This window comes from Undibacterium sp. RuTC16W, from assembly GCF_049339445.1.
In the GTDB taxonomy this organism is placed as follows: Bacteria; Pseudomonadota; Gammaproteobacteria; order Burkholderiales; family Burkholderiaceae_D; genus Undibacterium.
In genome coordinates this window covers 207,306-230,304 of the sequence record NZ_JBMPPE010000005.1, presented here as the reverse complement: position 1 = coordinate 230,304, position 22,999 = coordinate 207,306, and the positions used below count along the sequence as shown (strand labels likewise).

The window sequence follows — 22,999 nt, the reverse complement described above, 5'->3', positions numbered from 1 at the left end:
GCGATCTGGATAGTAAAGGCAGAATCAGTAAAATTTAATACCTCTAATGTGCTCCGCCGGCATCAACTGGTGCGGCTGATTTTTTCGGCTTTGTCACCCAGACTAATCCGATCAGGCCTAGAAACATAAATGACGATAGCCAGAAAATATCTGTTGCAGCCATCGTGCTCGCCTGCACCGAAATCGCTCTGTCTATCACGGCCCATGCGCCTTGTTCCGGCATTCCCTGTTGCATCAATGATTGCACACTCTGGACAAAAGCCGGGTAGGCACTACCGGTGCTCTCAGTTAGCTGAGCATGATGAAGGCTGCTGCGACTATCCCATAAGGTTGTCGTGATAGACGCGCCCATGCCGCCACACATGATACGTACAAAATTAGATAATCCGGATGCTGCCGGAATTTTTTCCATAGGCTGACCAGACAGAATAATTGATGACAAAGGAATGAAGAACATCGACATTGCCGCACCCTGTATCAAGGTTGGGATCAGCAGAGTGACCGTGTCAACGTCCGTCGTAAATTGTGCCCGCATATAAAAAACCAGTGCGAACAAAATAAACGCCATCGTTGCTACTTTACGCGTATCTACTTTCGGTAAAATTTTTCCGATGATCGGTGACAACAAAATCGCAAATACACCAACAGGTGCCATCACCTTGCCAGCCTCTGTAGCGGTGTAGCTCAATTGCGTTTGCAACCACAAAGGCATAATCACCAGGCTGCCGAAGAACAAGCCATAGCCGATAGAAATCGCAATAACTCCACCAGTAAAATTACGGCCCTTGAACAGGGATAAGTCGACCACCGGATGATCGTGACCCAGTTCCCAGATGATGAAGTAAATTAACCCAACGAAAGCAATCACACTCAACAGAATAATCTCACCTGAATTAAACCAATCGAGCTCTTTGCCCTTGTCTAAGGTCAATTGCAATGCGCCGACCCAGATGACTAGCAGCGCCAGGCCCACAGTATCAATTGGCAGGCGTTTAATTTGCGATTCTCGTTTGCGATAGATCGACCAGGTTGCCCATGCGGTAAATAAACCCACAGGAATATTGATGTAAAAAATCCATGGCCAGGAATAATTATCCGATATCCAGCCACCGAGGAGTGGTCCCATAATCGGCGCGACCAGTGTGGTCATCCCCCATAGGGCTAAAGCCATCCCGCTCTTTGAAGGCGGGTAACTACCCAGAAGCAAGGACTGAGAGAGCGGGATCATTGGCCCGGCAACGGCACCTTGCAATACGCGCGCGGCAATCAATGTTTCGATATTGGGTGCCATACCGCATAACATGGAGGACAGTACAAATAGCAAGATGGAAGACATGAACAGTCGCACCTGTCCAAAGTGATTCGTCAGCCATCCTGTTAAAGGGACTGAAATCGCATTCGCTACTGCAAACGAGGTAATGACCCAGGTACCTTGCTGAGGCGAGACACCCATATTGCCGGAAATAGCAGGGATCGAGACATTCGCAATCGATGAGTCGAGCACGTTCATAAACACTGCCAAAGACAGTGCCAGGGTTCCCATTGCGAGCTGAGAACCTTTGAGCGGCGGCAGGGGAGCTGCTCCTGCCGCTGGTTTAGATGGGGAGCTCATTACGGATTCTTGGCGATATTATTGCTAATGATTTGAGTAATACGCTGATCCGCTTCTTTACCCGCCTGCTCGAATACATTGGTCTTGAAAGCGCTGGTGTTACGAACCGGTGCGGCTGCCGCCAGTGCATCACCTTTTTGTTGTGAAATATCGACCTTGACTTGCATGGATAGCCCGATACGCAACGGGTGAGCGATTAACTCTTTTTCATCCAGGGCGATACGGACAGGAACGCGCTGTACCACTTTGATCCAGTTGCCGCTGGCATTTTGCGAGGGCAATAATGCGAAGGCGGAACCCGTTCCGGCAGACATTCCTGCAAGCTTGCCGTGATATTCAACATCCGATCCATATAAATCAGAATGTAAAGTCACCTCTTGACCTATGCGCATATGTGCTAACTGTACTTCCTTAAAATTTGCATCAACCCACAAGGCATTCAGCGGGACGATGGACAATAAAGGTGTACCCGCTGCGACACGCTGACCGACCTGAACCGAGCGCTTTGCGATATATCCTGAGATTGGCGCGACTAAGCTCGTACGGGCAAATGCCAGATAAGTTTCACGCACACGGGCGGCTGCACGCTGGACATTAGGATGCTGTTCTACGCTGGTGCGATCTGTCAGAACTTTGTTCGACGCAAGTTGTTCACGTGCTGCTAACAAAGCAGATTCGGCACTTTGCAAAGCAGAGCGAGCATGCTCTACTTCCTCTGTTGAGACCGCGCCAGTGCTGATCAATTGCTGGCGACGTGCGAGATCGGCTTTTGCGCGATCAACTTCTGTACCACGTGCAGTGACGTTCGCTTGCAAGGGGGCATTATTCGCGAACAACACACGTACTTCGCGTACGCTTTGCGCAAGTTGTGCCTCTGCCTGTTCTAAAGCAACTTTAGCATCGGCTCTGTCAAGTTCGAACAATGGCTTACCGACCTGTATCATTTCAGTGTCGTCAGCATGAATAGCGAGCACTGTTCCAGATACTTGCGGCGTTACCTGAACAACATTGCCTGCAGCATAGGCATCTTCGGTATGTTCAAAATGGCTACCGACAGTGAACCACCAGAATGCATAAGCAAGACCGGCGATCACAAAAATGATCGTTGCGATGATCAGCAGGCCGCGGCGTTTAGAGCTGCTTTCAACGGGAGCTTGCACGAGAGTTGTATTGGTATTTTTATTTGTATCAGGCGCGTTCATTATGCGGCCTCCGCTTTAATTAATAATTGAGTTAATGATTGAGTTGGTAATTCAGATTGAGTTCGTAACAGATGGCTGGCTTGTGGATTTGCCGGTACCTGAATTGCAGCAGGCAAGTCATATCCACCACCTAAGGCTTTGATCAGATTGATTTGCAGATCAGTGCGGCGAATTTGAATATCCAGCAATAATTTTTGTTGGCTTATCCGGGCATTTTCTGCTGCGAACACCGGTAGCATATTCGCGGTGCCAGCCCTTTGCCGTTGCCTTGCCAGATCAATAGTTCTGGCCGCCGCCGTATCAGCAATTCGCTGGTTTTTGTCTTGTGCATCCGTAGTTTTCAGTGACTGCACCTGATCAGCGACTTCACGCAATGCGTCAGTCAGACTTTGATTGTAGGTGGCAACTGCGGCATCATACGACGCCACTTTTCCTTTGAGCTGTGCACGCAAACGGCCGCCTTCAAAGATAGGCAGGCGAATCGCCGGACCTGCGCCAATAATCGTACTGCCACTCTGAAATAAGTTGGAAACACCCAGACTCGATAGACCGGCGAATCCGATCAAATTAATGTTTGGATAAAACTGCGTTTTTGCCACGTCAATTTCACCTTGAATGGCTTCAACGCGCCAGCGAGCTGCCACGACATCTGGCCTGCGTCCTAGCAATGCCAAAGGCAACTGTTCCGGCAGAGTCTGGTTATTTGATGCTTGCAATACCGGCTTAGCGATTAGCTGCCCGAGCTCAGGTGGTTGTCCCGATAACGCCGCTAGTTGATTACGACTTAGCACGATGGCTTCTTGCCATTGGTTGATCTCTGCTTGCAGAGTCGAGCTTTGGATCAGGCTTTGTTGTATTTCTGTACTGGTATCCAGTCCTGCTTTTACCCGCTGCTTCGTGAGTTCATCGAGTTTATTGCGTACCGCCAGTTGGCGGGTGCTTAACTCCAGTTGCTCATATTGCCGTGCCAGTTGAACCCAGGCGTGTGCGATTGCCGTACTCAGCATCAGTCTGGCACTTTGCTGCTCTGCAAGTGCAACTTTTTCCTGGGAAATGGCAGAGCGCATCTCAGCGGAATGTTTACCCCAGAAATCGAGTTCATATCCGACATTCAAGGCAATTTGATTATTGCTTTTTGTTGATCCTGCCAGCGGAGGCGGAATCATGCCATGCTCGGTGAAGCGCTGGTAAGTACTATCCAGGCTCGCATTGACATTCACTTTATCATTGGCGCCGGTAGCTTCTATCAATGCTTTGGCACTGGCGATGCGGGCGGCAGCGACCTGTAGTCCGGGATTGTCGGCAATTGCTGTATCAATCAGGTTTTGTAAATCCTTACCGCCGATTTGCTGCGCCCAATTGGCATCTTGCCAGTAAGCTGAAGGAGAGTTCACCTCAGTCGTTTGTGATGGGAGTGAGCGTAACTGAGCACTACTTTGTATGCCCGTAAAATTTGCACAGCCTGAGAGCGTGAGCACCAGACTACTTGCTATCGCTAATGGCAAGCCAGTATGCCGTTTAGGTATGAGCTTCATAATTTTTATCAAAAAAGAAAAATAATAGGTGTCGGGGCAATGATTGTTATGTGGATTCGATTGGTTCAAATAAGCATCGGTTCGCTAATAATTTTTTTAATAAACTTCTTAAAAAACCAATTTCTTCAGGGCTAAATCCAGTAAATGCAATATCAAGATTGTGGTGATAGATGGGGGGCAGGCATTCTGCCAATGCACACCCCTGTTCTGTGAGTACGAGCTTTAGTAAGCGTTTGTCATTCGCATCAGGCGTACGCGCCAGAATTTCTTTGGTTACCAGCCTGTCTAGCATGCGTTTCATGGCGCCAGCATCAATAAATAAATCACGTGCTAACTCTGCGGCGGTACTGCATCGTCCAATCGCCAGCATCATGATCACGCTAGCCTGAGCATGTGTAATCCCGAGATCCATCAGCGAATCGTCTACGGCTTTGGATAGCATCGTTTTCGTTCTGGAGAGAAGATAACCGACGCTATCTTCGACTTGATAGCTGGAAAAAGAAAATGGCTTAACTTGTTGTTCCATAATTATTAAATTTTAATTGCCTAGGCAATATAATATATCAAATCAAAAAACATTGCTGACGGTGCTAAAACGAGTTTTTATCAAGATTAACGATATGAAATGCCATTTAAAACGGAATTAAAAAAGCAATCACACAAAGAAAAACGGCACCCTAAGGTGCCGTTCTTAGAGAGACTGATGTTATTTTATAAAATTTCGCTGGCGTGATCTGCCAGACGAGAACGCTCACCCCGTGCCAGCGTGACATGACCGCTATGTGCCCAGCCCTTGAATCTATCTACAACGTAAGTCAAACCGCTGGATCCCTCGGTCAGATAGGGCGTGTCGATCTGTGCGATATTGCCAAGACAGATAATCTTGGTGCCAGGACCAGCACGCGTGACCAGGGTTTTGACTTGTTTTGGCGTCAGATTTTGCGCTTCGTCGATGATCAGGAATTTGTTGACAAAAGTACGGCCACGCATAAAGTTCAGTGACTTGATCTTGATTTTTGAGCGTATTAAATCTTGTGTCGCCGCACGCCCCCAATCGCCCGCGTCGTTATCTGACTTATTCAGAACTTCAAGATTGTCGTCAAATGCGCCCATCCACGGCGACATTTTTTCTTCTTCCGTACCAGGTAAAAAGCCGATGTCTTCACCAACAGGAACCGTCACACGCGTCACGATGATCTCGTTGTAGGTTTTGGTTTCCAATACCTGGGCCAGACCAGCCGCCAGTGCAAGCAATGTTTTACCGGTACCAGCTTGTCCCAGCAAGGTCACAAAATCGCACTCAGGATCCATCAGCAAGTTCAGGGCAAAATTCTGTTCCCGGTTGCGTGAAGTCACGCCCCACACACTATGTTTTGCATGTCCGTAGTCACGTAAGGTTTGCAGCACTGCCGTTTTGCCGTTGATCTGACGTACGTGACCATAGAACGAGGCTTCACCGTTTTTGGGTTCCAGATAGACGAATTGGTTAACTAGCAGACTTGGGATGATCGGGCCTGTAATGCGATAAAACGTGGTGCTCAGGCCATTACGATTTTCTTGCCAGGTTTCTATGCCTTTACCATGTTTATTCCAGAAATCATCTGGTAATTGAACGATGCCCGTGTAGAGAAGGTCAGAGTCTTCCAGAACATGGTCGTTGAAATAGTCTTCAGCAGGCAAGCCCAGCGCACGGGCTTTAATACGCATATTGATATCTTTCGATACCAATACGACTGGGCGGCCAGGAGATTCTGCCTCCAGCGCACGAACCACTGCCAAAATCTGGTTATCAGCTTTACCCTGGGGAAGTCCCTGGGGCAGGGCGCCGCCTTGCAATTTTGTCTGAAAATACAGATGACCTTTTGCGTCTTTATTACCAAGTTTCGCTAAAGGAATCCCTTTTTCAATTTCGTGATGATCAATATCGCCTACCAGCGCATCCAGTGAGCGTGATACCTGGCGTGCATTGCGGGCGACCTCTGACATCCCTTTTTTGTGATCATCGAGTTCTTCGAGCGTGATCATCGGCAGATAGACATCATGTTCCTCAAAGCGGAACAGCGATGTCGGGTCATGCATCAGGACGTTGGTGTCGAGAACAAATAATTTCGTTATGCCTGATTTATCTGCAGCACGACTGGTTCCTGACTTGACACGGTTGTCATGTTTCACGGTGGCTGGTTTTGCTGTCGGTTTTGCCGCGACTACTGATGAGGCAGGCTTTGCTACAGGCGCGGTTTTAGCGGCAGGCGCAACGATATTTGGTAACTGAGAAGGTTTTGAAGGTGTTATTGCTTCAATTTTTCTTGTTGGTGCAGTTTTGACTTCCGTTCTACCTTGTTTTAAAGGTTTTGATTTATCTGCTTTAGGATAATCCTTAGGGGACAGCAGGGCCGCAGGTTTAGTCGGCATTTTCGGCAGGGGCATTAGGACCTCTTCTAAAAGTGTGAGAGCTTAAAAGTCAAAAAGCCGCTAAGAAGGACACCGGATTAATCCGGGACACTTCCATCTGCGGCTTTTTCTCGAAGAAAATTTTAGATTTCAATTACTGGTTTGCGCTCACAAATTCCAACACTTCATCAACATGTCCAGCTACTTTTACTCCACGCCATTCTTTCACTAATTTGCCGCTGCCGTCAATCACAAAAGTACTGCGTTCAACGCCACGATGTTGTTTGCCGTACATATTTTTCATCTTCATCACGTCAAACAAATTGCAGACGGTTTCTTCAGGGTCAGATATCAGTTCAAACGGTAAGCCCAATTTGGCTTTAAATCCCTCATGCGAACGCAAGCTGTCACGACTTACACCGAATACGACGGCATTGTTTTTTTCGAATGAGGCATGAGCATCACGAAACGCCAGACTCTCAGTCGTGCAGCCTGGCGTGTTGTCTTTGGGGTAAAAATAAATGACGATGGTTTTTCCAGCATAGTGACTTAGCTGAAAGGTTTGCTCGCTGGTCATTGCAGCAGAAAATTCTGGAACCTGGCATTGCAGTGCGGATGGGCTATCGGCCACAGTAGTCTCCTGAGTAGATGGATGGAGAAGCATTCAAGCTGTCCGCCATCCATCCGGGTCAGCTACAGCTCAGGTGGCTAATGCAAACAATTCACCGGATCTACCAGGCAATTCAACCCAATTAATCGCGTGAGCTGGTAATTCCTCGTTTTTGATGGTCTCATAAAAATCCGCCATCGAAACACAATCGTAACCTTGTTCGCGCCAACCTTTCAGCAATTTCTCAAAGATGGGGGCGAGTTTCTGCCCTTCAAGTTCTGCATGCAGCGTAAATACGTGATTTCTTGGCACCGCCGTCAGTTTAAGGATCGTAGCGGCAATATTTGACTCGTTGATGACGACGCCATCAATGTCACGGCCCAGCATTTCATCCAGCGTTGGCAACGTGGTCGGCATCTGAATGCAGGACAAGGATTTGCCATCAACTTGCAAGCGATAAGGGCCAGCCGTGGTGTTCGCCAGACTGCCGTTGTTGTTCAGCAGCGCGCGGCCATCAGACGCATATGACATATTGAACTGATCGAGCTGCTCAAATGCGTGGGCATTCATCTGCCATCCTGCAGCACCATGGGTTTTTGGTACTGCACCAAAAATCTCTTTGAAGCGAGAATATGCCTGTTGCATCTGGTGCTGTGTCCACACCGCGTCACGTTGACGCACATTATCTTGCCAGACGACATGATCCCATGTGTGAATGCCACATTCAAAGCCAGCATCCCGCACTGCACGCATTTCATTTGCACAACCTTTGCCGATATCCGGTGCAGGCAAAAAAACGCCGTACATCAAGGTTTTGACACCATAGTGCTCAACGACGGATGTACGCGAGACTTTTTGGAAAAAACCAGGACGAAAAGCACGTCGTAACGCCCAGCCGGTGTGGTCTTTACCCAGAGAAAATAGAAAAGTGGCACCGGCCTGGTGCTGCTTTAGCAGGCGCACCAGATTCGGTACGCCTTCCTTGGTGCCGCGAAACGTATCGACGTCAATTTTTAGGACGATGCTTGGCATTGGTGCGGATTAGTCCATCAATGCGCGGGCTTCGGCTACCTGGCTGCGGTAAGCATCGAAAATATTGCGCATGGTGTCTTTCATGTCCGTTGTCGGCGCCCAGCCCAGCTCTTCGCAGGTATTGGTGATTTTTGGTACGCGATTTTGCACGTCCTGATAACCTGCGCCATAGTACGCACCGGATGTGGTTTCTGTCAGTTGTACGTTTTTCGCTGTATCCGCGTACTCCGGATATTCCGCGGCCAGAGTCAACATCATGTGAGCGAGTTCACGAATCGAATAGTTATTGGTCGGATTACCGATGTTATAGATCTTGCCGCTGGCAATGCCATTCTTGTTATCGATAATACGCATCAGGGCATCGATACCATCGTCGATATACGTGAAAGCGCGCTTCTGTGCACCGCCGTCAACCAGAGAGATATTTTCACCACGGACAATGTGACCGAAGAATTGGGTCACGACGCGGGAGCTACCTTCTTTTGGTGTGTGAATATTATCCAGGCCCGCACCGATCCAGTTAAACGGGCGGAACAGCGTGAAGTTCAGACCCTCCATACCATAGCCCCAGATCACACGATCCATCAATTGTTTGGCGCAAGAATAGATCCAGCGTGGCTTATTGATCGGGCCGCAAATCAGTTCAGATTGTTCAGGATCGAATTCCTCGTCATGGCACATGCCATACACTTCGGATGTCGACGGGAACACCAGGTGCTTGCCGTACTTGGCAGCTGAGCGAACGATAGGCAGATTAGCTTCGAAATCCAGCTCAAAAACGCGCAGAGGTTGTTTTACATACGTCGATGGTGTGGCGATCGCGACCAGAGGCAGAATGACATCACACTTTTTGACGTGGTACTCAACCCATTCTTTATTGATGGTGATGTCACCCTCAAAGAAGTGCATACGCGGATGATTGATCATGTCGCCCAGACGCTCGGTTTGCATATCCATGCCATAGACTTCCCAGTCTGTCGTTTCCAGGATGCGTTTAGACAAGTGATGACCGATAAAGCCGTTGACGCCGAGAATGAGGACTTTTTTCATGATGATTTCTTTATAATTTTTAAAAATTAATTGGTGTCTTGATGAATACTAAAGCGCTGTTTTTGACGCTGCTGCCTGTCAAAACCTGCCGATACATAATTGGACGACATTGAGCCTAGCCCGACTTGAGTGCCGCATCAAGTGCCTTGGCAGTGACTACTTCACCATTCAACAATAATTCCATAATTGTGAGCGTACGGCCATCGCCGCAAACGCCAAGGATAACATTATCCACTACACATAAGCCTGTCGGCAAATCTATGGCGATTTTTGCTGTTGATGTCGTGTTTAGTCGTGCTTTTCCGATAACATAAGTTTTGCCATGCAACTCGGTAAAAGCGCCGGGGTAGGGCGGGGCAACCGCGCGATGCAGGTTATAGACTTGCTGGGCAGTCTGCTCCCAGTTGATGCGACCATCCTCCGGTTTACGCCCGCCAAAATAACTGCCTTTGGTCAGGTCATTGCTTAGTCTTGGTGCGGTTCCGGTGATTAGGCCAGGCAAGGCAGACCATAAGGTTTGCTCCGAAGCGACAGTCAATTTGCCAAATACTTCAAACGCGGTGTCATCAGGCAAAATCGGCACCATGGTCTGTGCAATGATAGCACCCGCATCTGGTTTCAGCGCCATTTCATGCAAGGTAGCGCCGGTCTCGGTTTCGCCATGGAATACTGCCCAATTGACAGGCACGCGACCACGATATTTGGGGAGTAAGGAGCCGTGCAAGTTGTACGCGCCGCGTTTTGCCAGAGCAAGCAACTCAAGCGGCAACATATTCCTGTAGTAAAAGCTGAAGATGAAATCTGGCGTAATGGAAGCGACTTGCGCATGTAACTCAGCAGATTTCGGGTCTGCCGGCGTAATCGTGGGTATCCCGTGCTCTTTACATAGCGCGGCTACCGATTCAAACCAGATCGTTTCAGCCGGATTGTCTTCATGGGTAACGACCAGTTCAATCGTTATGCCGCGCGCCAGCAGGGTTTTGATACAACGGACCCCGACGCTGTGGTATGCGAATACAACCGCAGTGGTATTGGATGAAGGCATCTTAGTTAGTTTCAGTCGCGTCGCTGTTAGTTTGCTCGAGAATTGCCTGCACGACATAACGTGGACGACCGCGAACTTGCTGGTAAATCCTGCCAACGTATTCACCCAGCAGGCCGATGCCGAACAAAATCACACCCATCATGAAGAAGGCAATCGCAAACAGAGTGAACAAACCTTCTGCCTCAGCTCCCAGAACGAAGCGGCGTATCAACAGCAAAAACACCAATAAAGCAGACGCTACAGACAGCACCATGCCCAGCATCGAGAACAACTGTAAAGGCATGATAGAAAAGCCGGTCATCAAATCAAAATTCAGGCGGATCAGGCTGTATAAGGAATACTTTGATTCACCGGCCGCACGTTCTTCATGCTCCACTGTAATTTCAGTTGGCTTGCGAGCAAACGTATAGGCCAGCGCGGGAACAAAGGTATTCACTTCGCTGCACTGATTAATTAGGTCAATCACATTGCGGCCGTAGGCGCGCAGCATATTCCCCTGATCGGTGATCTTGATGCGGGTAATTTTTTCGCGGATGCGATTCATCGCCTTGGAAGCGTACGTGCGCCATGCAGAGTCCTGACGCTTGCGGCGGATGGAGCCGACATAATCAAAACCTTCGCGCATTTTATCGACCAGCGCACCGATTTCTTCCGGTGGATTTTGTAAATCAGCATCCAGCGTCACCACGATATCGCCGCGTGTTGCCTGAAACCCCGCCAATATCGCCATATGCTGACCATAATTGCCATTAAACAGTACAACGCGAGTCACGTCGGGACGCAGACGAAACTGATCTGCCAGCATTGCGGCGGTGTTATCGCGGCTACCGTCATTGACGAATACGATTTCATAAGGGACGCCACGTGCTGCCAGGGCGTCCAGCGCCGGATACAGGCGTGCATATAACTGCGCCAGGCCGGATTCTTCGTTATAAACGGGGATGACGACGGAGAGTTCAGGTTTCATCAAGCGTGGTCCGAATTAGGAAAGGCGAGATTTTACCGCAGTCACGACTCTTTCGACATCGGCTTCGGTCATGCTTGGAAATAGCGGTAAGGTCACTATCTGTTTGCCGACACGCTCTGCAATCGGGAACATTCCATCGGTAAAGCCACGTGCACGATAGTAGCTGAACAAATGAATCGCACGGTAGTGATAGCCAAGACCGATACCGACATCCATCATCTGTTGCATGAATTCACCTCGATTAATCCGCTCGGGCAGAACGATGTGGAACATATGCCAGTTACTGTTGTCAAAATCAGCAATCGGCAATTCTGCGCCTGTCTTTGCTTCGAAATCGCTGCCAAACATCGCAAAATAATGATGTGCCAATACTTTGCGCTTTGCATTAAATTCTGCCAGATGTTTCATCTGTCCCAGGCCAATCGCAGCGGCGATATCGGTCATATTGTATTTACCGCCGAGTACATCGACATCGATACCGTCCAGACCGCTGCGAGTGACGCCTTGCAGGCGATATTTTTCTGCCAGACGAGCTTCTTCCGCATTGTTTAATACCAGGCAACCACCTTCGCCGGTCATGATATTTTTGTTGACTTGAAAGCTAAATGAAGCGAAGTCGCCAAAAGCACCGATGCGCTGACCTTTCCAGGTAGAACCAATGGCTTGCGCTGCATCTTCGACTACGCGCAGATTGTGTTTCTTGGCAATCGTGTACAGCTTGTCCATATCGCAAGGCAAGCCACACATATGGACTGGGATAATCGCCTTGGTGCGTGGTGTAATTGCGGCTTCTACTTTGTCGAGATCAATATTGTGACTACGTGCATCGATATCGACAAATACCGGTGTCGCACCGACTTCGATAATCACATTAGCAGTGGCTACCCAAGAATTCGGCGTGGTAATCACCTCGTCACCCGCACCGATGCCAGCAATCCGCAAGGCGATTTCCATCGTGCAAGTGCCGGAATTATAGGTACGTACCGGACGGCCGCCGAAGTACTCGGATAACTGCGCCTCCAATGCCTGCACATTTGGACCGCTAGTCAGCCAGCCAGAACGCAAAACATTACCGACCGCAGCAATCGTCTCCTCATCCATGGTCGGTTTGGTAAAAGGCAGAAAGGGCAGGGCTGTAGTCATTAGGAATTCCTTTTAATAAATATCTATACTGATCTGGAGTATTTTTTAAGATCGCTATAAAACATGCGGATTAAGGTCTATTTTTACCTATACTCCCCATAAAACCTAAATGATTACGGTCAACTTTTGACCAGCAGGGCGACCCCGATGATGATCACCAGAATCGCCAGCATACGCTGCAAGGACATTACTTCGCCAAGGAAGTACCAGGCGCCGATGGCATTCACCACGTAGCCGATCGACAGCAGCGGATACGCAATCGTCACATCGACACGCGACAGTCCGATGATCCAGACCACAACCGACACCACGTAGCAAGTCAGTCCGCCAATAATCGGTAACTGCGTAGCGAGCTGAAGTGCAATCGAAAACCAGTTTTCTGCCGTCAGGTGAATCGCGCCTACCGCCTTGGTGCCTTGCTTAAGCAGCAGTTGCGCAAATGCATTCAGGAAAATGCCGGTCAGGATAAAGCCAAAGGTGCCTATATTCATCTTATTTTGCCAATTGAGTAGTTGGTTGCTGGATTGATTGAGATGTAGCCTGATCGCCTGCTGGAGCGGCAGTATCTGTCGCACTAGTCGTCAAAATACTGGACACAATCACCCGTCTTGGATCTTGTCCTATCACGCGCATAGGTACTTTATCCTCAACGAATTTTTCATAAATATCCGTGCGGATAATTGCTACAGCGGCTTTTCCACTGGCGCTATCAGCCCGCCACTGAGCCACAAAGTCTTTTAGTTTGGGAATCCAAAGTTCGGGTTGCTGCTTTAGTCCGAACTCCATCTCATCCGGAAACTCAACCAGAATCAAGGTGTGCCGGAGATAAAAAGGGAGTGCCTGCTCATAACGTCCGACTGCATACAGCGGCGTATCAGCCTTAAGCAATGCGGCACGGATAGCGGGAATATGTTCTGTGCCTGCGATATATTTGCCCCAGGGATCATGTCCCAAAAAGGCGATTTGCCCGGCAACATAGCCACTTGCCGCCAAAATAACTACCGCCCAGTCTTTGCCCGCAGATGATCTGCGTAACATGAAGCATGCCAAGATACCGCCGACCAGCGTTAACACCGCCGCAGCCGCCAGCCATGGTGCATAGGCTTGATAAAGGGGAATTTCGTACGCCAGCTTGCCCATGCCAGACGCCTTGCTGACAAACGCCAGACCTGCAACGCCAATTGCCGCAAAGGAGAGGCTGGCAATTATCATTGACCTTTGTGACGCCTGCTCAAGATAGCAAGCAATCAACAGCGCAATTGCCGGGAAGATCGGCAAGATATATCCGGGTAATTTTGAGCCGGAAATACTAAAAAAGAAAAAGAAAAAGACTGCCCAGATCAGCAGCATTTTTTTGGCTTGAAAACCTTTTTCAAGGCCGCTGCGATCTCGAATGCCGGTCCACAACCCCTGTATCAGCAGGCCAATCCAGGGAACAATGCCTAATATCAGGAACGGAAAAAAGTAATACCAAGCTCCGCCACGCTTATGCACATTGCTGGTAAAACGATCAAAATGCTCATGAATAAAAAAGAACTGCGGATGCTCAGGATTTTTCAGCGCGATCAAAACAAACCAGGGTGCAGTAATCGCAAAAAATACCAGCAATCCTTTACCCATGTGCAGGCGCGTCCATAATCGCCAGTCCATCGTCACCAGGCTGTAAATCACCAGTACACCGCCGGGAAGAACGAAGCCGATCAATCCTTTCGATAGAGTTGCTAAGGCCATGCCAATCCAGCACAGCAACATATAGTTGCGTTGTTCTGCAGCACTTGCACCATTTTTTTGTGCCAGCAATAACCCGCACAAAGCGATAGTAAACATGCCGGATAAGCCCATATCCAGCGAATTTACATGTCCCATGCCAGCCCAGTAAAAGCTGGAGCCCAATACCAGCGCAGCACTAATGCCAATCCGGCGACTGAACATCTTATTTCCGGTAATGCCGACCAGGACGACACCGAGCAAACCCGTCAATCCGGTCCAAAGACGCGCCTGCCAGTCACCAAGACCAAATAATTCAAAACTAATGGCGTTCATCCAGTTTTGCAGCGGTGGTTTTTCAAAATATTTGATGCCATTCAATCGCAAGGTAATCCAGTCACCGGTTGCGACCATCTCACGCGCCATTTCTGCATAACGACCTTCATCTGTCGGTACCAGCGTGCGGGCGCCCAGCATATAAAACCAGATCAGTAAAAAGCCTAGCGCAATCAGCCAGAGCGTCGCCGGAGAATCATAAGGAGATCGGTGTTGTTTCATGCAGCGTCCATGATCAGAGCCAAAGCGACTTTGCGTCCCTCAGCCATCAGAATATTGTAAGTGCGGCAGGCGGCTTGATTATCCATGCATTCGACACCGATACGCCGGGCCGCCAGTGAGGCCGTGAGTTTAGGATGAACGAACCGCTGCTTCAGTCCGGTGCCCAGAATGACGACATCCGGCATCGTCGCTTCGATCTGTGCAAAGTCGGCCGTGCTCAAGCCCTCAAAGCTACTCGCCGACCATTGCGCAGGTTTTGTTTCAGGTAAAACGATCAGGCTGTGCTTGTAGGTAATCGCGTTGATTTCAACACTATCCTTATCGTAGGCAGTGATGGTTTGGTATTGCTGGGTAGCGGTGGAATGCAGCTTCATCTATCGTGCTCGATTAAGTGGGTAACTGATGAGTGCGGCATTGTAACTTTTTTACCGGACTCAGTCTGCATTCTGCTGCGGCATGATGATTTGCGCCGATTCAAGAGCATTTCGATCTGGCAGAAATTCAAGTAGTGCCTTCGCAAAAGTCGATCAATCGACTTGGTTCGCCAAGGTAAATTCCAATTTGCCTGAGATTTCCTGCAATCATGCAAAACAGTCGTAAAATCAAGACGAACGCCAGTCAACAGCGAATAAAATTAGATTATTCGACAAAACGCATTGATAAAAACGTGCGCATTGGGCAGAATGGAACGTTCGGCAGTGCAGCATTTTTCTGCACTGTAGCCCCAATATTAGCAAGGATTGCCGCAGTGCGACCCATACAAAAATCACAAAAATTAGCAGACGTCTGTTATGACATCCGTGGCCCTGTCATGGAAAAAGCCAAACAGATGGAAGAAGAAGGCCACAAGATCATCAAGCTCAATATCGGCAATCTGGCGGTATTCAATTTTGATCCGCCGGATGAGATTGTGCAGGACATGATCCGCAATATGCACAATGCAGCCGGCTATACCGACTCCAAAGGCATGTTTGCTCCGCGCAAATCCATCATGCATTACACCCAGGAAAAGCACATCCGCGGTGTAACGATTGAAGATATTTATATTGGTAACGGCGCATCTGAATTGATCGTAATGGGCATGAATGCCTTGCTCAATACTGGCGATGAGGTTTTGGTTCCGGCACCGGATTATCCTTTATGGACCGCTGCAGTCAGCCTGTCCGGTGGCAAGCCCGTCCATTATATCTGCGACGAGAGCGCTGACTGGATGCCGGATATTGATGATATCAAGAGCAAAATCACACCGAATACTAAAGCGATCGTGGTCATCAATCCGAATAATCCGACTGGCGCTTTGTATCCGGTCGAAATTTTGCAGCAGATTGTTGACGTCGCACGACAGCATCAGCTCATCGTTTTTGCGGACGAAATTTACGATAAAACTTTGTACGACGAGGCGACGCACACGTCGATTGCCTCTTTAGCTGACGATGTCTTGTTTTTGACTTTGAATGGTCTGTCAAAAAATTATCGCTCCTGCGGCTATCGCGCTGGCTGGATGGTGGTCTCTGGTGAAAAACGTCATGCCAAAGACTATATTGAGGGCTTGAATATGCTGGCTTCCATGCGTCTGTGTGCGAATGCGCCCGGACAGTTTGCAATCCAGACGGCGCTGGGTGGTTACCAGAGCATCAATGATCTGGTCGGCCCCGGCGGACGTTTGCTGAAGCAGCGCGATCTGGCGCATAAGCTGTTAACCGATATACCAGGCGTGACCTGCGTCAAGCCTAAAGCCGCACTGTATATGTTTCCGAAACTGGATCCTTTGATGTACCCGATCAAGGACGACCAGGAATTTATTCACGAACTGCTAACCGAGCAGCGCGTGTTGTTAGTACAGGGAACGGGATTCAACTGGATCAATCCCGACCATTTCCGTGTTGTGTTCCTGCCGAACACGGATGATTTGACTGAAGCATTCGGACGTATTTCGCACTTCCTTGAGGGATATCGAAAACGTCACGGCACCAATTAATTTTAGTTCGCATAGCAGGAGCGCAATCGCTGCATTTCTTGCTTCTGCGAACTAGAATAAACCCAATTTTTACTAGTTAAATATTATGAAACCCATCAAAGTAGGCCTGTTAGGCATAGGCACCGTCGGCTCTGGCACATTTAATGTTTTGAAGCGCAATCAGGAAGAGATTACGCGTCGCGCAGGTCGCTCGATTGAGATTGCCATGGTGGCAGATCTGAACGTTGAGCGGGCGCGTGAACTGACACATGGTGAAGTTGAGGTTGTGAATGACGCCAATCTTGTCGTCACCAACCCTGAGATTGATATCGTCATCGAACTCATCGGCGGCTACGGCATCGCCAAGGATTTGGTATTAAAAGCAATCGCCAATGGCAAGCACGTGGTGACCGCCAATAAGGCCTTACTCGCTACGCACGGTAATGAAATTTTTGCTGCGGCACAGGCTAAAGGCGTGATGGTCGCGTTTGAAGCTGCCGTCGCAGGTGGCATTCCTATCATCAAAGCCTTGCGTGAAGGCTTGACGGCCAACCGCATCCAATGGATTGCAGGCATCATTAACGGCACCACCAATTTCATCTTGTCCGAGATGCGTGACAAGGGCTTGGATTTCGACACCGTGTTGAAAGAAGCGCAGGCGCTAGGCTATGCCGAAGCCGATCCGACCTTTGATATTGAAGGTGTCGATGCGGCACACAAAGCGACCATCATGGCGTCGATTGCCTACGGTATCCCTATGCAATTCGATAAGGCTCATGTCGAGGGCATTACCAAACTCGAAGCGACAGATATACGCTATGCAGAACAACTGGGCTACCGCATCAAACTGCTTGGCATCACCAAGCGCACCGAGCAGGGCATAGAACTGCGTGTCCATCCAACACTGATTCCGGAAAAACGTCTGATTGCTAACGTCGAAGGAGCAATGAATGCCGTGTTAGTGCAGGGTGATGCCGTCGGTGCGACGCTGTACTACGGCAAAGGTGCCGGTGCGGAGCCAACTGCCTCTGCCGTCATCGCCGACCTGGTCGATATCACACGTCTGGCAACAGCCGATCCCGAACATCGTGTGCCACATCTGGCTTTCCAGCCGAATGCCATGAGCAGCCTGCCAATTCTGCCTATGTCCGAGATCGTCACGAGCTACTACCTGCGTATGCATGTTGCAGACCAAGCCGGCGTTCTGGCGGACGTCACTAAAATTCTTGCGGACTTCTCGATTTCTATCGATGCAATGCTGCAAAAAGAGCCGGGCGAAGGTGAGAAGAAAACTGACATCATCATCCTCACACATCAGACCCAGGAAAAAAATATCCTGTCTGCGATTGCAAAGATTGAAGGCCTGTCTACCGTGTTTGGCTCAGTAACTAAGTTGCGACTGGAAGAGTTGAGCTAAGCGAGTACATAGCGCACGCACATCAATGCTGCACTCAACATGTATGAAAATACTCCCCGTGTGTAGTTAGATATGATTCAGACCTGGCAGATAAAGCAGGAGCGTCGTAAAACACAGCAAAACAGCGTGAACCTCGTTAGCGGTCACGCTGTTTTTGTATCTACGTTACTATTTAGCACATTTAAAAATGAAAATTATTGGCATCACTAAGTATATTCAGTGATGATTTTGGTCAAAGTGACGAATAACCGATTTGATCCAGAATTACTACAAACAGGCACTTAACTTCACAAGGGAAATAGATACAAATGACACGCCCCGTCGCTCAATACAAATACTACGATTTCGTCATGGCGGCTTTTGTGACGGTATTACTTTGTTCGAATCTCATTGGTGCGGCCAAGGCTGCCGAGGTGACCTTGCCGATACTTGGGACAGTGACTTTTGGTGCCGGTGTATTGTTTTTTCCGATCTCGTATATTTTTGGCGACGTGCTGACAGAGGTCTATGGCTACGGACGAGACCGGCGGGTGATCTGGGCTGGTTTTGGTGCTTTGATTTTTGCCGGCGTCATGTCAGCCGTGGTGTTATCACTGAAACCTGCGGCAGATCCCTTCAATCGCGATTATCAAACGCATCTGGATGCCGTATTCGGTAACACACCGCGCATTGTTCTGGGGTCGATGATTGCGTTCTGGTGCGGTAGTTTTGTGAACAGCTATGTCATGGCCAAAATGAAGGTGGCAATGGCTGGCCGTCAACTCTGGATGCGAACCATAGGTTCAACGATTTGCGGTGAGTTTGTCGATTCGAGTTTATTTTATGTGATCGCGTTTTACGGTATTTGGTCAAACCAGCAACTAGTTACGGTCATCATTGCGCAATACGTGTTGAAGACAAGCTGGGAGGTGGTGATGACGCCGTTCACCTATAAGGTTGTCGCGTTCTTAAAGCGAAAAGAGAACGAAGATTATTACGACAAAGATACCGATTTCAATCCTTTTAAACTCAAAGCCTAGGATTAATGAAAGATGCTGGCGAAGTGCTCTTAATCCTGCGCCTTCGATCAATGCACCTACTGGACAGTGAAAGATAAGATGAGCCGATTATCGTTTGCCGGATTACTGAATTACGGCCTTTTTGGCTTACCACTAGCTCTGGTTGCCTTGCCTATCTATGTGTATGTACCGCAGTTTTATTCGGCACGTTTCGGACTATCGTTAACGCTGATTGGCACCGCACTTTTGCTGGCACGCTTGCTCGACGCTTTCATTGATCCCGCAATCGGCTGGTGGATAGATCAGAACCAGCACCGCCGGTCGCATGCCCGGTATATTACTTTCGCTTTGCCTGCGCTGATTTTTGGTTTCCTTGCTTTATTTCATCCGTTGCCGGTCGCTAATTTTGCACCGTTTTATTGGTTTCTCAGCTCATTGATGGTGGTGTATGCAGGTTTTAGTCTGGCAACGATTGCGCACCAAAGCTGGGGCGCAGCGCTGACTCAGGCACCGTTAGAGCGGACGCGTCTGACGGCGGTACGCGAGGCTTGTGGCTTGATTGGCGTCATTTCAGCTGCAGCATTATCGCAATTAGCGAGCATTGCCTGGCTGTCGACCAGTTTTGTCTTCACACTCTTGCTGGCGAGTAGCTTGCTGATCAGTTACGCCCCCAGACCCATTGTCAGTAATCTGCCGGGGGCAGCGGAGCAGGAACCTGGTGATCAAGATGCGGTGCGCTCTGGCGCTACGCAGATATTCTCCTCACTAATGTTGCCATTCCAAAATCACTATTTCCGGCATTTATTCACTGTTTTTGTGGTCAATGGTATTGCGGCATCGATTCCGGCGACTTTATTCTTGTTTTTTGCTAAAGATCGTTTGCAGCTTGAGCATTTATCTGGCGTCTTTTTAATCGTGTATTTTGTTGCTGCAGCATTGTCTATGCCTTTGTGGGTAATGGTGGCAGGCCGGTTGGGCGAGACGAGAGCCTGGCTTTGTGGCATGGTGTTATCGATCGTCACGTTTATGTGGGTATTTGGTTTGGGAGCGGGCGCGGCAACATCATTTGGTCTGGTCTGTGTTTTATCAGGATTTGCCCTCGGAGCGGATCTGGCTTTGCCGCCTGCATTGCTGGCCGCAGTTATCCGGCATGGAGGCCATAGCGGGCAAAGAGAGGGCGCCTATTTTGGCGCATGGAATTGGGCAACCAAAATGAATCTGGCACTAGCCGCAGGAGTGTCACTACCACTATTGGATTATCTGGGTTATACGCCCGGAACTTCCGATACTCAGGGCATATTTGCTCTCGGTATCGCTTATGCGATTTTGCCGTGCCTGCTCAAGCTGATTGCTGCGGTACTGCTGTGGCGTGCGCCTTTGCGTGATGTATAAATGAAATTGCCTGGTGCGAAGATAGGCAAAAATTTTCGTAAAATACTGAACAGGTCTAACGCAGTAGTTTTTCGCGAAATTCAGCCGGATGATGGCTGTGGATTTTTACCAGGCTCGATACACGCGTTCCGTACTCGGGTGACTCTATGCATGCCGCAGATAACAATCGCTCCATCTCAAAACTCACTCCGGTATCGGGCAGTCGGCAATCTGGCGCTGGCGTCGTATTGGACAGCATTTCAAAATAAGCCTCTTCAGGCGCACGCTGACAGAGCAGGCTGGCGAATTCTGCCTTGGTCTTGACAACTTTGGGCCACGGCGTATCCAGCGCAGCGTTAGAAATTCCATAAATGCCGGGTGGCAGTGCCTGACCATTGCGCGGATCGTCCCGTTTGCGATTTGAAAACCAGATCAGATCGTGGTCGTCGCCAACCAGCAGATTGAATCCATTGTAGTCATCGACTTTATCCCTGATGCTGGCAATATAATCCTGTGCAGACAGGGTGCCCGTCAGATAGTCTGAGACGAGTTTGCCACGTGATGGTGCATCCGTTCTTTTCTCAGAGGGGGCACGAACATTCGTTATCGCGGCAAATTTTTTCATGGCAGTTTTCTGCTCACCTGCATGATTCTCGGCAAGACTATCAATATCTGAACTGCCCTGTTCAGCAACACCCATCCACGTGCCACCTGACTGTAAATCGCGTCCACCGAAAACATGCGGCGAGTTTTCCCACCAGATTGCCGGTGCGGCGGGGCGGTCATAGAATTCGTCACGGTTACTGGCCACGATGAGCGGGGTATGTGGAAGCAACTTCCAGGCAAAGACGATCAGACACATGGAATCACCTCCATAAAAAACTCAGGATGACGCTCACCATCGATCAGTGATAATAAGCGCGTCTGCTGTACCGCCACTGTCAGGCTGGCGATGAAGTTGCCGGGAACATGGCGATAAATTTCCATCCAGGTATGCAGCCCATTACTGATTTCAGGACGTCGTTGCAATCCGCCAATGACGCCAGTCTGAGCATGTAATGCGGCTTGCATACCACGTACCTGTCCCAAAACCTGATCCTGAAATTCCACCGCCACTTTGTAATAAATATAACAATCCATGTTTATTGTCCTCCATCAGTCCCGATGATGCCTTGCTAGCAATCTATTTCTTATGATCGATTTATGGGGAGTATCGGTATTTTTTAGCTTTGCCCGCATATGTTACTTGGGCAATAGCCCATCGATTTATCATACTGGGACTGAGTATGTATTTATCCATTGTTGTTAAAATCAGGCAGTAACGTCAATCACCGGATACGGCAAAGGAAGGAACGTCAATATGGATCCGGTACTGGATCCGAGGTGGATGGAGCCTGCCTCCTGATCGGCGACTTTTATTTCGACCAGGCATAGGCAAACACCTTCACTTGCCCACTCGGCATTCACAATCATGCCGCAGGGTTGCGCCTCTTCTTCGCTTGTAAATACTTCAGTGCCAGGCATAATCGCTTGATCACCGTCGTAAGCGATGCGCGCCAGGGCCATGCGGCGCTTTAATTTGCCAAGATACTGACTGCGAGCGACGATTTCCTGGCCGGGATAGCAGCCTTTTTTAAAGTTCACGCCACCGATCAGCTCAAAATTCACCATTTGCGGCACGAACTTTTCTTGTGTTTTATCGATGATCTGTGGGATTCCGGCTTGAATATTTGTCAGTCGCCATGCGCTCGCATCGACCATCACCAGTTCTTTTTCCAGCAGAGGCCAGACCTCTTGCGCGATCGCATTACTGGTACTCCATTGATAGCGAGCGATGTGATCGGCATCGCTGACACGAATCAAGGTGCCGAATGACGTCTCTGTTTTTGCATAGGCCTCGCGCGGCAAGTCCGGAAACCAGCGAGACAAAACACTTGGTGCGGCCGCACCGCCAAGGCCGAGCACAAGCTGGTCTGTACTGATATCCTGCAATTTCGCTTTTGCCCGCAAGATAAACATCTGCAAACGCTTATGAATCATCGGTTTGATTGACTCATGCAGTTGCAACACAATCCCTTCACTGGTTTTCCAGTACAGAAAACTGGCAATCATCCGACCTTTCGGTGAGCAATAGCAGGCGAGCTTAGCCTGATCATCTTTTAAATGCTCGACATCATTGGTCAATTGATTATGCAAAAAAGTTGCGGCGTCTTCACCCGTTGCCAGCAACAAAGCCTGATCCGTCAGTGCGGCGACAAAGCCCGTTTGCAAAGCTTGTACAGTCGGACTCTGCCAGGCCGGAAGGCCATTCGTCTTATCATATTGCGTTAAAAAATCCTGACAGCTCGTCATTGTTTCTGTGTTCATGAAGTCTCGGTTTAAAATACGGGTCACAATTTCGATT

21 protein-coding genes are annotated in these 22,999 nt (G+C 49.1%); 4 read left to right on the top strand and 17 right to left on the bottom strand.

The genetic code is table 11. The annotated features are described in order from the left end of the window. Window positions 1–43: 43 nt before the first annotated feature. The 14 genes from ACO0K4_RS11820 to ACO0K4_RS11755 all read right to left on the bottom strand — a co-directional run bounded on the left by ACO0K4_RS11820 (window position 44) and on the right by ACO0K4_RS11755 (window position 15,226). Entirely contained in the window at window positions 44–1,612 is a 1,569-nt protein-coding gene (locus tag ACO0K4_RS11820; protein WP_422956824.1) for a DHA2 family efflux MFS transporter permease subunit, read from the bottom strand. Next, window positions 1,612–2,814, bottom strand: a complete 1,203-nt coding sequence (locus ACO0K4_RS11815; protein ID WP_422956823.1) for an HlyD family efflux transporter periplasmic adaptor subunit — start codon at window positions 2,812–2,814, stop codon at window positions 1,612–1,614. Before ACO0K4_RS11815 ends, ACO0K4_RS11820 begins: the two co-directional genes overlap by 1 nt. Beyond that, window positions 2,814–4,349 (bottom strand): efflux transporter outer membrane subunit, encoded by a 1,536-nt coding sequence (locus tag ACO0K4_RS11810; RefSeq protein WP_422956822.1) that lies wholly within the window; start codon window positions 4,347–4,349, stop codon window positions 2,814–2,816. The genes ACO0K4_RS11815 and ACO0K4_RS11810 overlap by 1 nt, the downstream gene beginning before the upstream one ends. Before the next feature lie 46 nt (window positions 4,350–4,395). After that, a complete protein-coding gene (locus ACO0K4_RS11805; protein WP_422956821.1) occupies window positions 4,396–4,875 on the bottom strand; it encodes a MarR family winged helix-turn-helix transcriptional regulator in 480 nt (159 codons plus the stop codon). Window positions 4,876–5,060: 185 nt separating this feature from the next. Next, complete coding sequence (locus ACO0K4_RS11800; protein ID WP_422956820.1) at window positions 5,061–6,776, bottom strand: PhoH family protein; 1,716 nt, start codon at window positions 6,774–6,776, stop codon at window positions 5,061–5,063. A 118-nt stretch (window positions 6,777–6,894) separates the two neighbouring features. Next, window positions 6,895–7,371, bottom strand: coding sequence for a peroxiredoxin (locus tag ACO0K4_RS11795; protein ID WP_422956819.1), 477 nt, complete (start codon window positions 7,369–7,371; stop codon window positions 6,895–6,897). 69 nt (window positions 7,372–7,440) lie between these two features. Next, entirely contained in the window at window positions 7,441–8,382 is a 942-nt protein-coding gene (locus ACO0K4_RS11790; protein WP_422956818.1) for a polysaccharide deacetylase family protein, read from the bottom strand. A gap of 9 nt (window positions 8,383–8,391) precedes the next feature. Then, window positions 8,392–9,432 carry a bifunctional UDP-4-keto-pentose/UDP-xylose synthase gene (locus ACO0K4_RS11785; RefSeq protein WP_422956817.1) on the bottom strand — a complete coding sequence of 347 codons (1,041 nt, stop codon included), beginning with the start codon at window positions 9,430–9,432 and terminating at the stop codon, window positions 8,392–8,394. Window positions 9,433–9,547: 115 nt separating this feature from the next. Then, a complete protein-coding gene (locus ACO0K4_RS11780) occupies window positions 9,548–10,477 on the bottom strand; it encodes a formyltransferase (protein ID WP_422956816.1) in 930 nt (309 codons plus the stop codon). A gap of 1 nt (window position 10,478) precedes the next feature. Further along, complete coding sequence (locus ACO0K4_RS11775; RefSeq protein ID WP_422956815.1) at window positions 10,479–11,444, bottom strand: glycosyltransferase; 966 nt, start codon at window positions 11,442–11,444, stop codon at window positions 10,479–10,481. 15 nt (window positions 11,445–11,459) lie between these two features. After that, window positions 11,460–12,587, bottom strand: a complete 1,128-nt coding sequence (locus ACO0K4_RS11770) for a DegT/DnrJ/EryC1/StrS family aminotransferase (RefSeq protein WP_422956814.1) — start codon at window positions 12,585–12,587, stop codon at window positions 11,460–11,462. A gap of 119 nt (window positions 12,588–12,706) precedes the next feature. After that, window positions 12,707–13,078 (bottom strand): EamA family transporter, encoded by a 372-nt coding sequence (locus ACO0K4_RS11765; protein WP_422956813.1) that lies wholly within the window; start codon window positions 13,076–13,078, stop codon window positions 12,707–12,709. Between the two features lies 1 nt (window position 13,079). Further along, window positions 13,080–14,852: a glycosyltransferase family 39 protein gene (locus ACO0K4_RS11760; RefSeq protein WP_422956812.1), complete on the bottom strand. Its 1,773-nt coding sequence runs from the start codon at window positions 14,850–14,852 to the stop codon at window positions 13,080–13,082. Beyond that, window positions 14,849–15,226 (bottom strand): Mth938-like domain-containing protein, encoded by a 378-nt coding sequence (locus ACO0K4_RS11755; protein ID WP_422956811.1) that lies wholly within the window; start codon window positions 15,224–15,226, stop codon window positions 14,849–14,851. Before ACO0K4_RS11755 ends, ACO0K4_RS11760 begins: the two co-directional genes overlap by 4 nt. Window positions 15,227–15,600: 374 nt before the next feature. Here ACO0K4_RS11755 and ACO0K4_RS11750 point away from each other — a divergent pair, with 374 nt between their 5' ends. The 4 genes from ACO0K4_RS11750 to ACO0K4_RS11735 all read left to right on the top strand — a co-directional run bounded on the left by ACO0K4_RS11750 (window position 15,601) and on the right by ACO0K4_RS11735 (window position 20,616). Then, entirely contained in the window at window positions 15,601–16,830 is a 1,230-nt protein-coding gene (locus tag ACO0K4_RS11750; RefSeq protein ID WP_422956810.1) for a pyridoxal phosphate-dependent aminotransferase, read from the top strand. Window positions 16,831–16,915: 85 nt separating this feature from the next. Next, window positions 16,916–18,226, top strand: a complete 1,311-nt coding sequence (locus tag ACO0K4_RS11745) for a homoserine dehydrogenase (protein WP_422956809.1) — start codon at window positions 16,916–16,918, stop codon at window positions 18,224–18,226. Window positions 18,227–18,534: 308 nt separating this feature from the next. Next, complete coding sequence (locus ACO0K4_RS11740; RefSeq protein WP_422956808.1) at window positions 18,535–19,245, top strand: queuosine precursor transporter; 711 nt, start codon at window positions 18,535–18,537, stop codon at window positions 19,243–19,245. 78 nt (window positions 19,246–19,323) lie between these two features. Continuing rightward, window positions 19,324–20,616, top strand: coding sequence for an MFS transporter (locus ACO0K4_RS11735; RefSeq protein WP_422956807.1), 1,293 nt, complete (start codon window positions 19,324–19,326; stop codon window positions 20,614–20,616). Window positions 20,617–20,671: 55 nt separating this feature from the next. Here the strand turns inward: ACO0K4_RS11735 and ACO0K4_RS11730 are convergent, their stop codons facing one another. The 3 genes from ACO0K4_RS11730 to ACO0K4_RS11720 form a co-directional block, all read right to left on the bottom strand. Then, complete coding sequence (locus ACO0K4_RS11730) at window positions 20,672–21,457, bottom strand: NRDE family protein (protein ID WP_422956806.1); 786 nt, start codon at window positions 21,455–21,457, stop codon at window positions 20,672–20,674. Next, window positions 21,448–21,735 (bottom strand): DUF4936 family protein, encoded by a 288-nt coding sequence (locus ACO0K4_RS11725; RefSeq protein ID WP_422956805.1) that lies wholly within the window; start codon window positions 21,733–21,735, stop codon window positions 21,448–21,450. Before ACO0K4_RS11725 ends, ACO0K4_RS11730 begins: the two co-directional genes overlap by 10 nt. A 171-nt stretch (window positions 21,736–21,906) precedes the next feature. Further along, window positions 21,907–22,962 carry a YgfZ/GcvT domain-containing protein gene (locus ACO0K4_RS11720; RefSeq protein WP_422956804.1) on the bottom strand — a complete coding sequence of 352 codons (1,056 nt, stop codon included), beginning with the start codon at window positions 22,960–22,962 and terminating at the stop codon, window positions 21,907–21,909. Window positions 22,963–22,999 lie beyond the last annotated feature (37 nt).

Excerpts from the sequence above, each read along its gene's own strand:
- ACO0K4_RS11805 (WP_422956821.1), bottom strand. The coding sequence starts at position 4,875 with ATGGAACAACAAGTTAAGCCATTTTCTTTTTCCAGCTATCAAGTCGAA.
- ACO0K4_RS11810 (WP_422956822.1), bottom strand. The coding sequence starts at position 4,349 with ATGAAGCTCATACCTAAACGGCATACTGGCTTGCCATTAGCGATAGCA.
- ACO0K4_RS11745 (WP_422956809.1), top strand. The coding sequence starts at position 16,916 with ATGAAACCCATCAAAGTAGGCCTGTTAGGCATAGGCACCGTCGGCTCT.
- ACO0K4_RS11815 (WP_422956823.1), bottom strand. The coding sequence starts at position 2,814 with ATGAACGCGCCTGATACAAATAAAAATACCAATACAACTCTCGTGCAA.
- ACO0K4_RS11735 (WP_422956807.1), top strand. The coding sequence starts at position 19,324 with ATGAGCCGATTATCGTTTGCCGGATTACTGAATTACGGCCTTTTTGGC.
- ACO0K4_RS11780 (WP_422956816.1), bottom strand. The coding sequence starts at position 10,477 with ATGCCTTCATCCAATACCACTGCGGTTGTATTCGCATACCACAGCGTC.
- ACO0K4_RS11785 (WP_422956817.1), bottom strand. The coding sequence starts at position 9,432 with ATGAAAAAAGTCCTCATTCTCGGCGTCAACGGCTTTATCGGTCATCAC.
- ACO0K4_RS11755 (WP_422956811.1), bottom strand. The coding sequence starts at position 15,226 with ATGAAGCTGCATTCCACCGCTACCCAGCAATACCAAACCATCACTGCC.
- ACO0K4_RS11730 (WP_422956806.1), bottom strand. The coding sequence starts at position 21,457 with ATGTGTCTGATCGTCTTTGCCTGGAAGTTGCTTCCACATACCCCGCTC.
- ACO0K4_RS11800 (WP_422956820.1), bottom strand. The coding sequence starts at position 6,776 with ATGCCCCTGCCGAAAATGCCGACTAAACCTGCGGCCCTGCTGTCCCCT.
- ACO0K4_RS11720 (WP_422956804.1), bottom strand. The coding sequence starts at position 22,962 with ATGAACACAGAAACAATGACGAGCTGTCAGGATTTTTTAACGCAATAT.
- ACO0K4_RS11820 (WP_422956824.1), bottom strand. The coding sequence starts at position 1,612 with ATGAGCTCCCCATCTAAACCAGCGGCAGGAGCAGCTCCCCTGCCGCCG.
- ACO0K4_RS11725 (WP_422956805.1), bottom strand. The coding sequence starts at position 21,735 with ATGGATTGTTATATTTATTACAAAGTGGCGGTGGAATTTCAGGATCAG.
- ACO0K4_RS11775 (WP_422956815.1), bottom strand. The coding sequence starts at position 11,444 with ATGAAACCTGAACTCTCCGTCGTCATCCCCGTTTATAACGAAGAATCC.
- ACO0K4_RS11770 (WP_422956814.1), bottom strand. The coding sequence starts at position 12,587 with ATGACTACAGCCCTGCCCTTTCTGCCTTTTACCAAACCGACCATGGAT.
- ACO0K4_RS11740 (WP_422956808.1), top strand. The coding sequence starts at position 18,535 with ATGACACGCCCCGTCGCTCAATACAAATACTACGATTTCGTCATGGCG.
- ACO0K4_RS11790 (WP_422956818.1), bottom strand. The coding sequence starts at position 8,382 with ATGCCAAGCATCGTCCTAAAAATTGACGTCGATACGTTTCGCGGCACC.
- ACO0K4_RS11760 (WP_422956812.1), bottom strand. The coding sequence starts at position 14,852 with ATGAAACAACACCGATCTCCTTATGATTCTCCGGCGACGCTCTGGCTG.
- ACO0K4_RS11765 (WP_422956813.1), bottom strand. The coding sequence starts at position 13,078 with ATGAATATAGGCACCTTTGGCTTTATCCTGACCGGCATTTTCCTGAAT.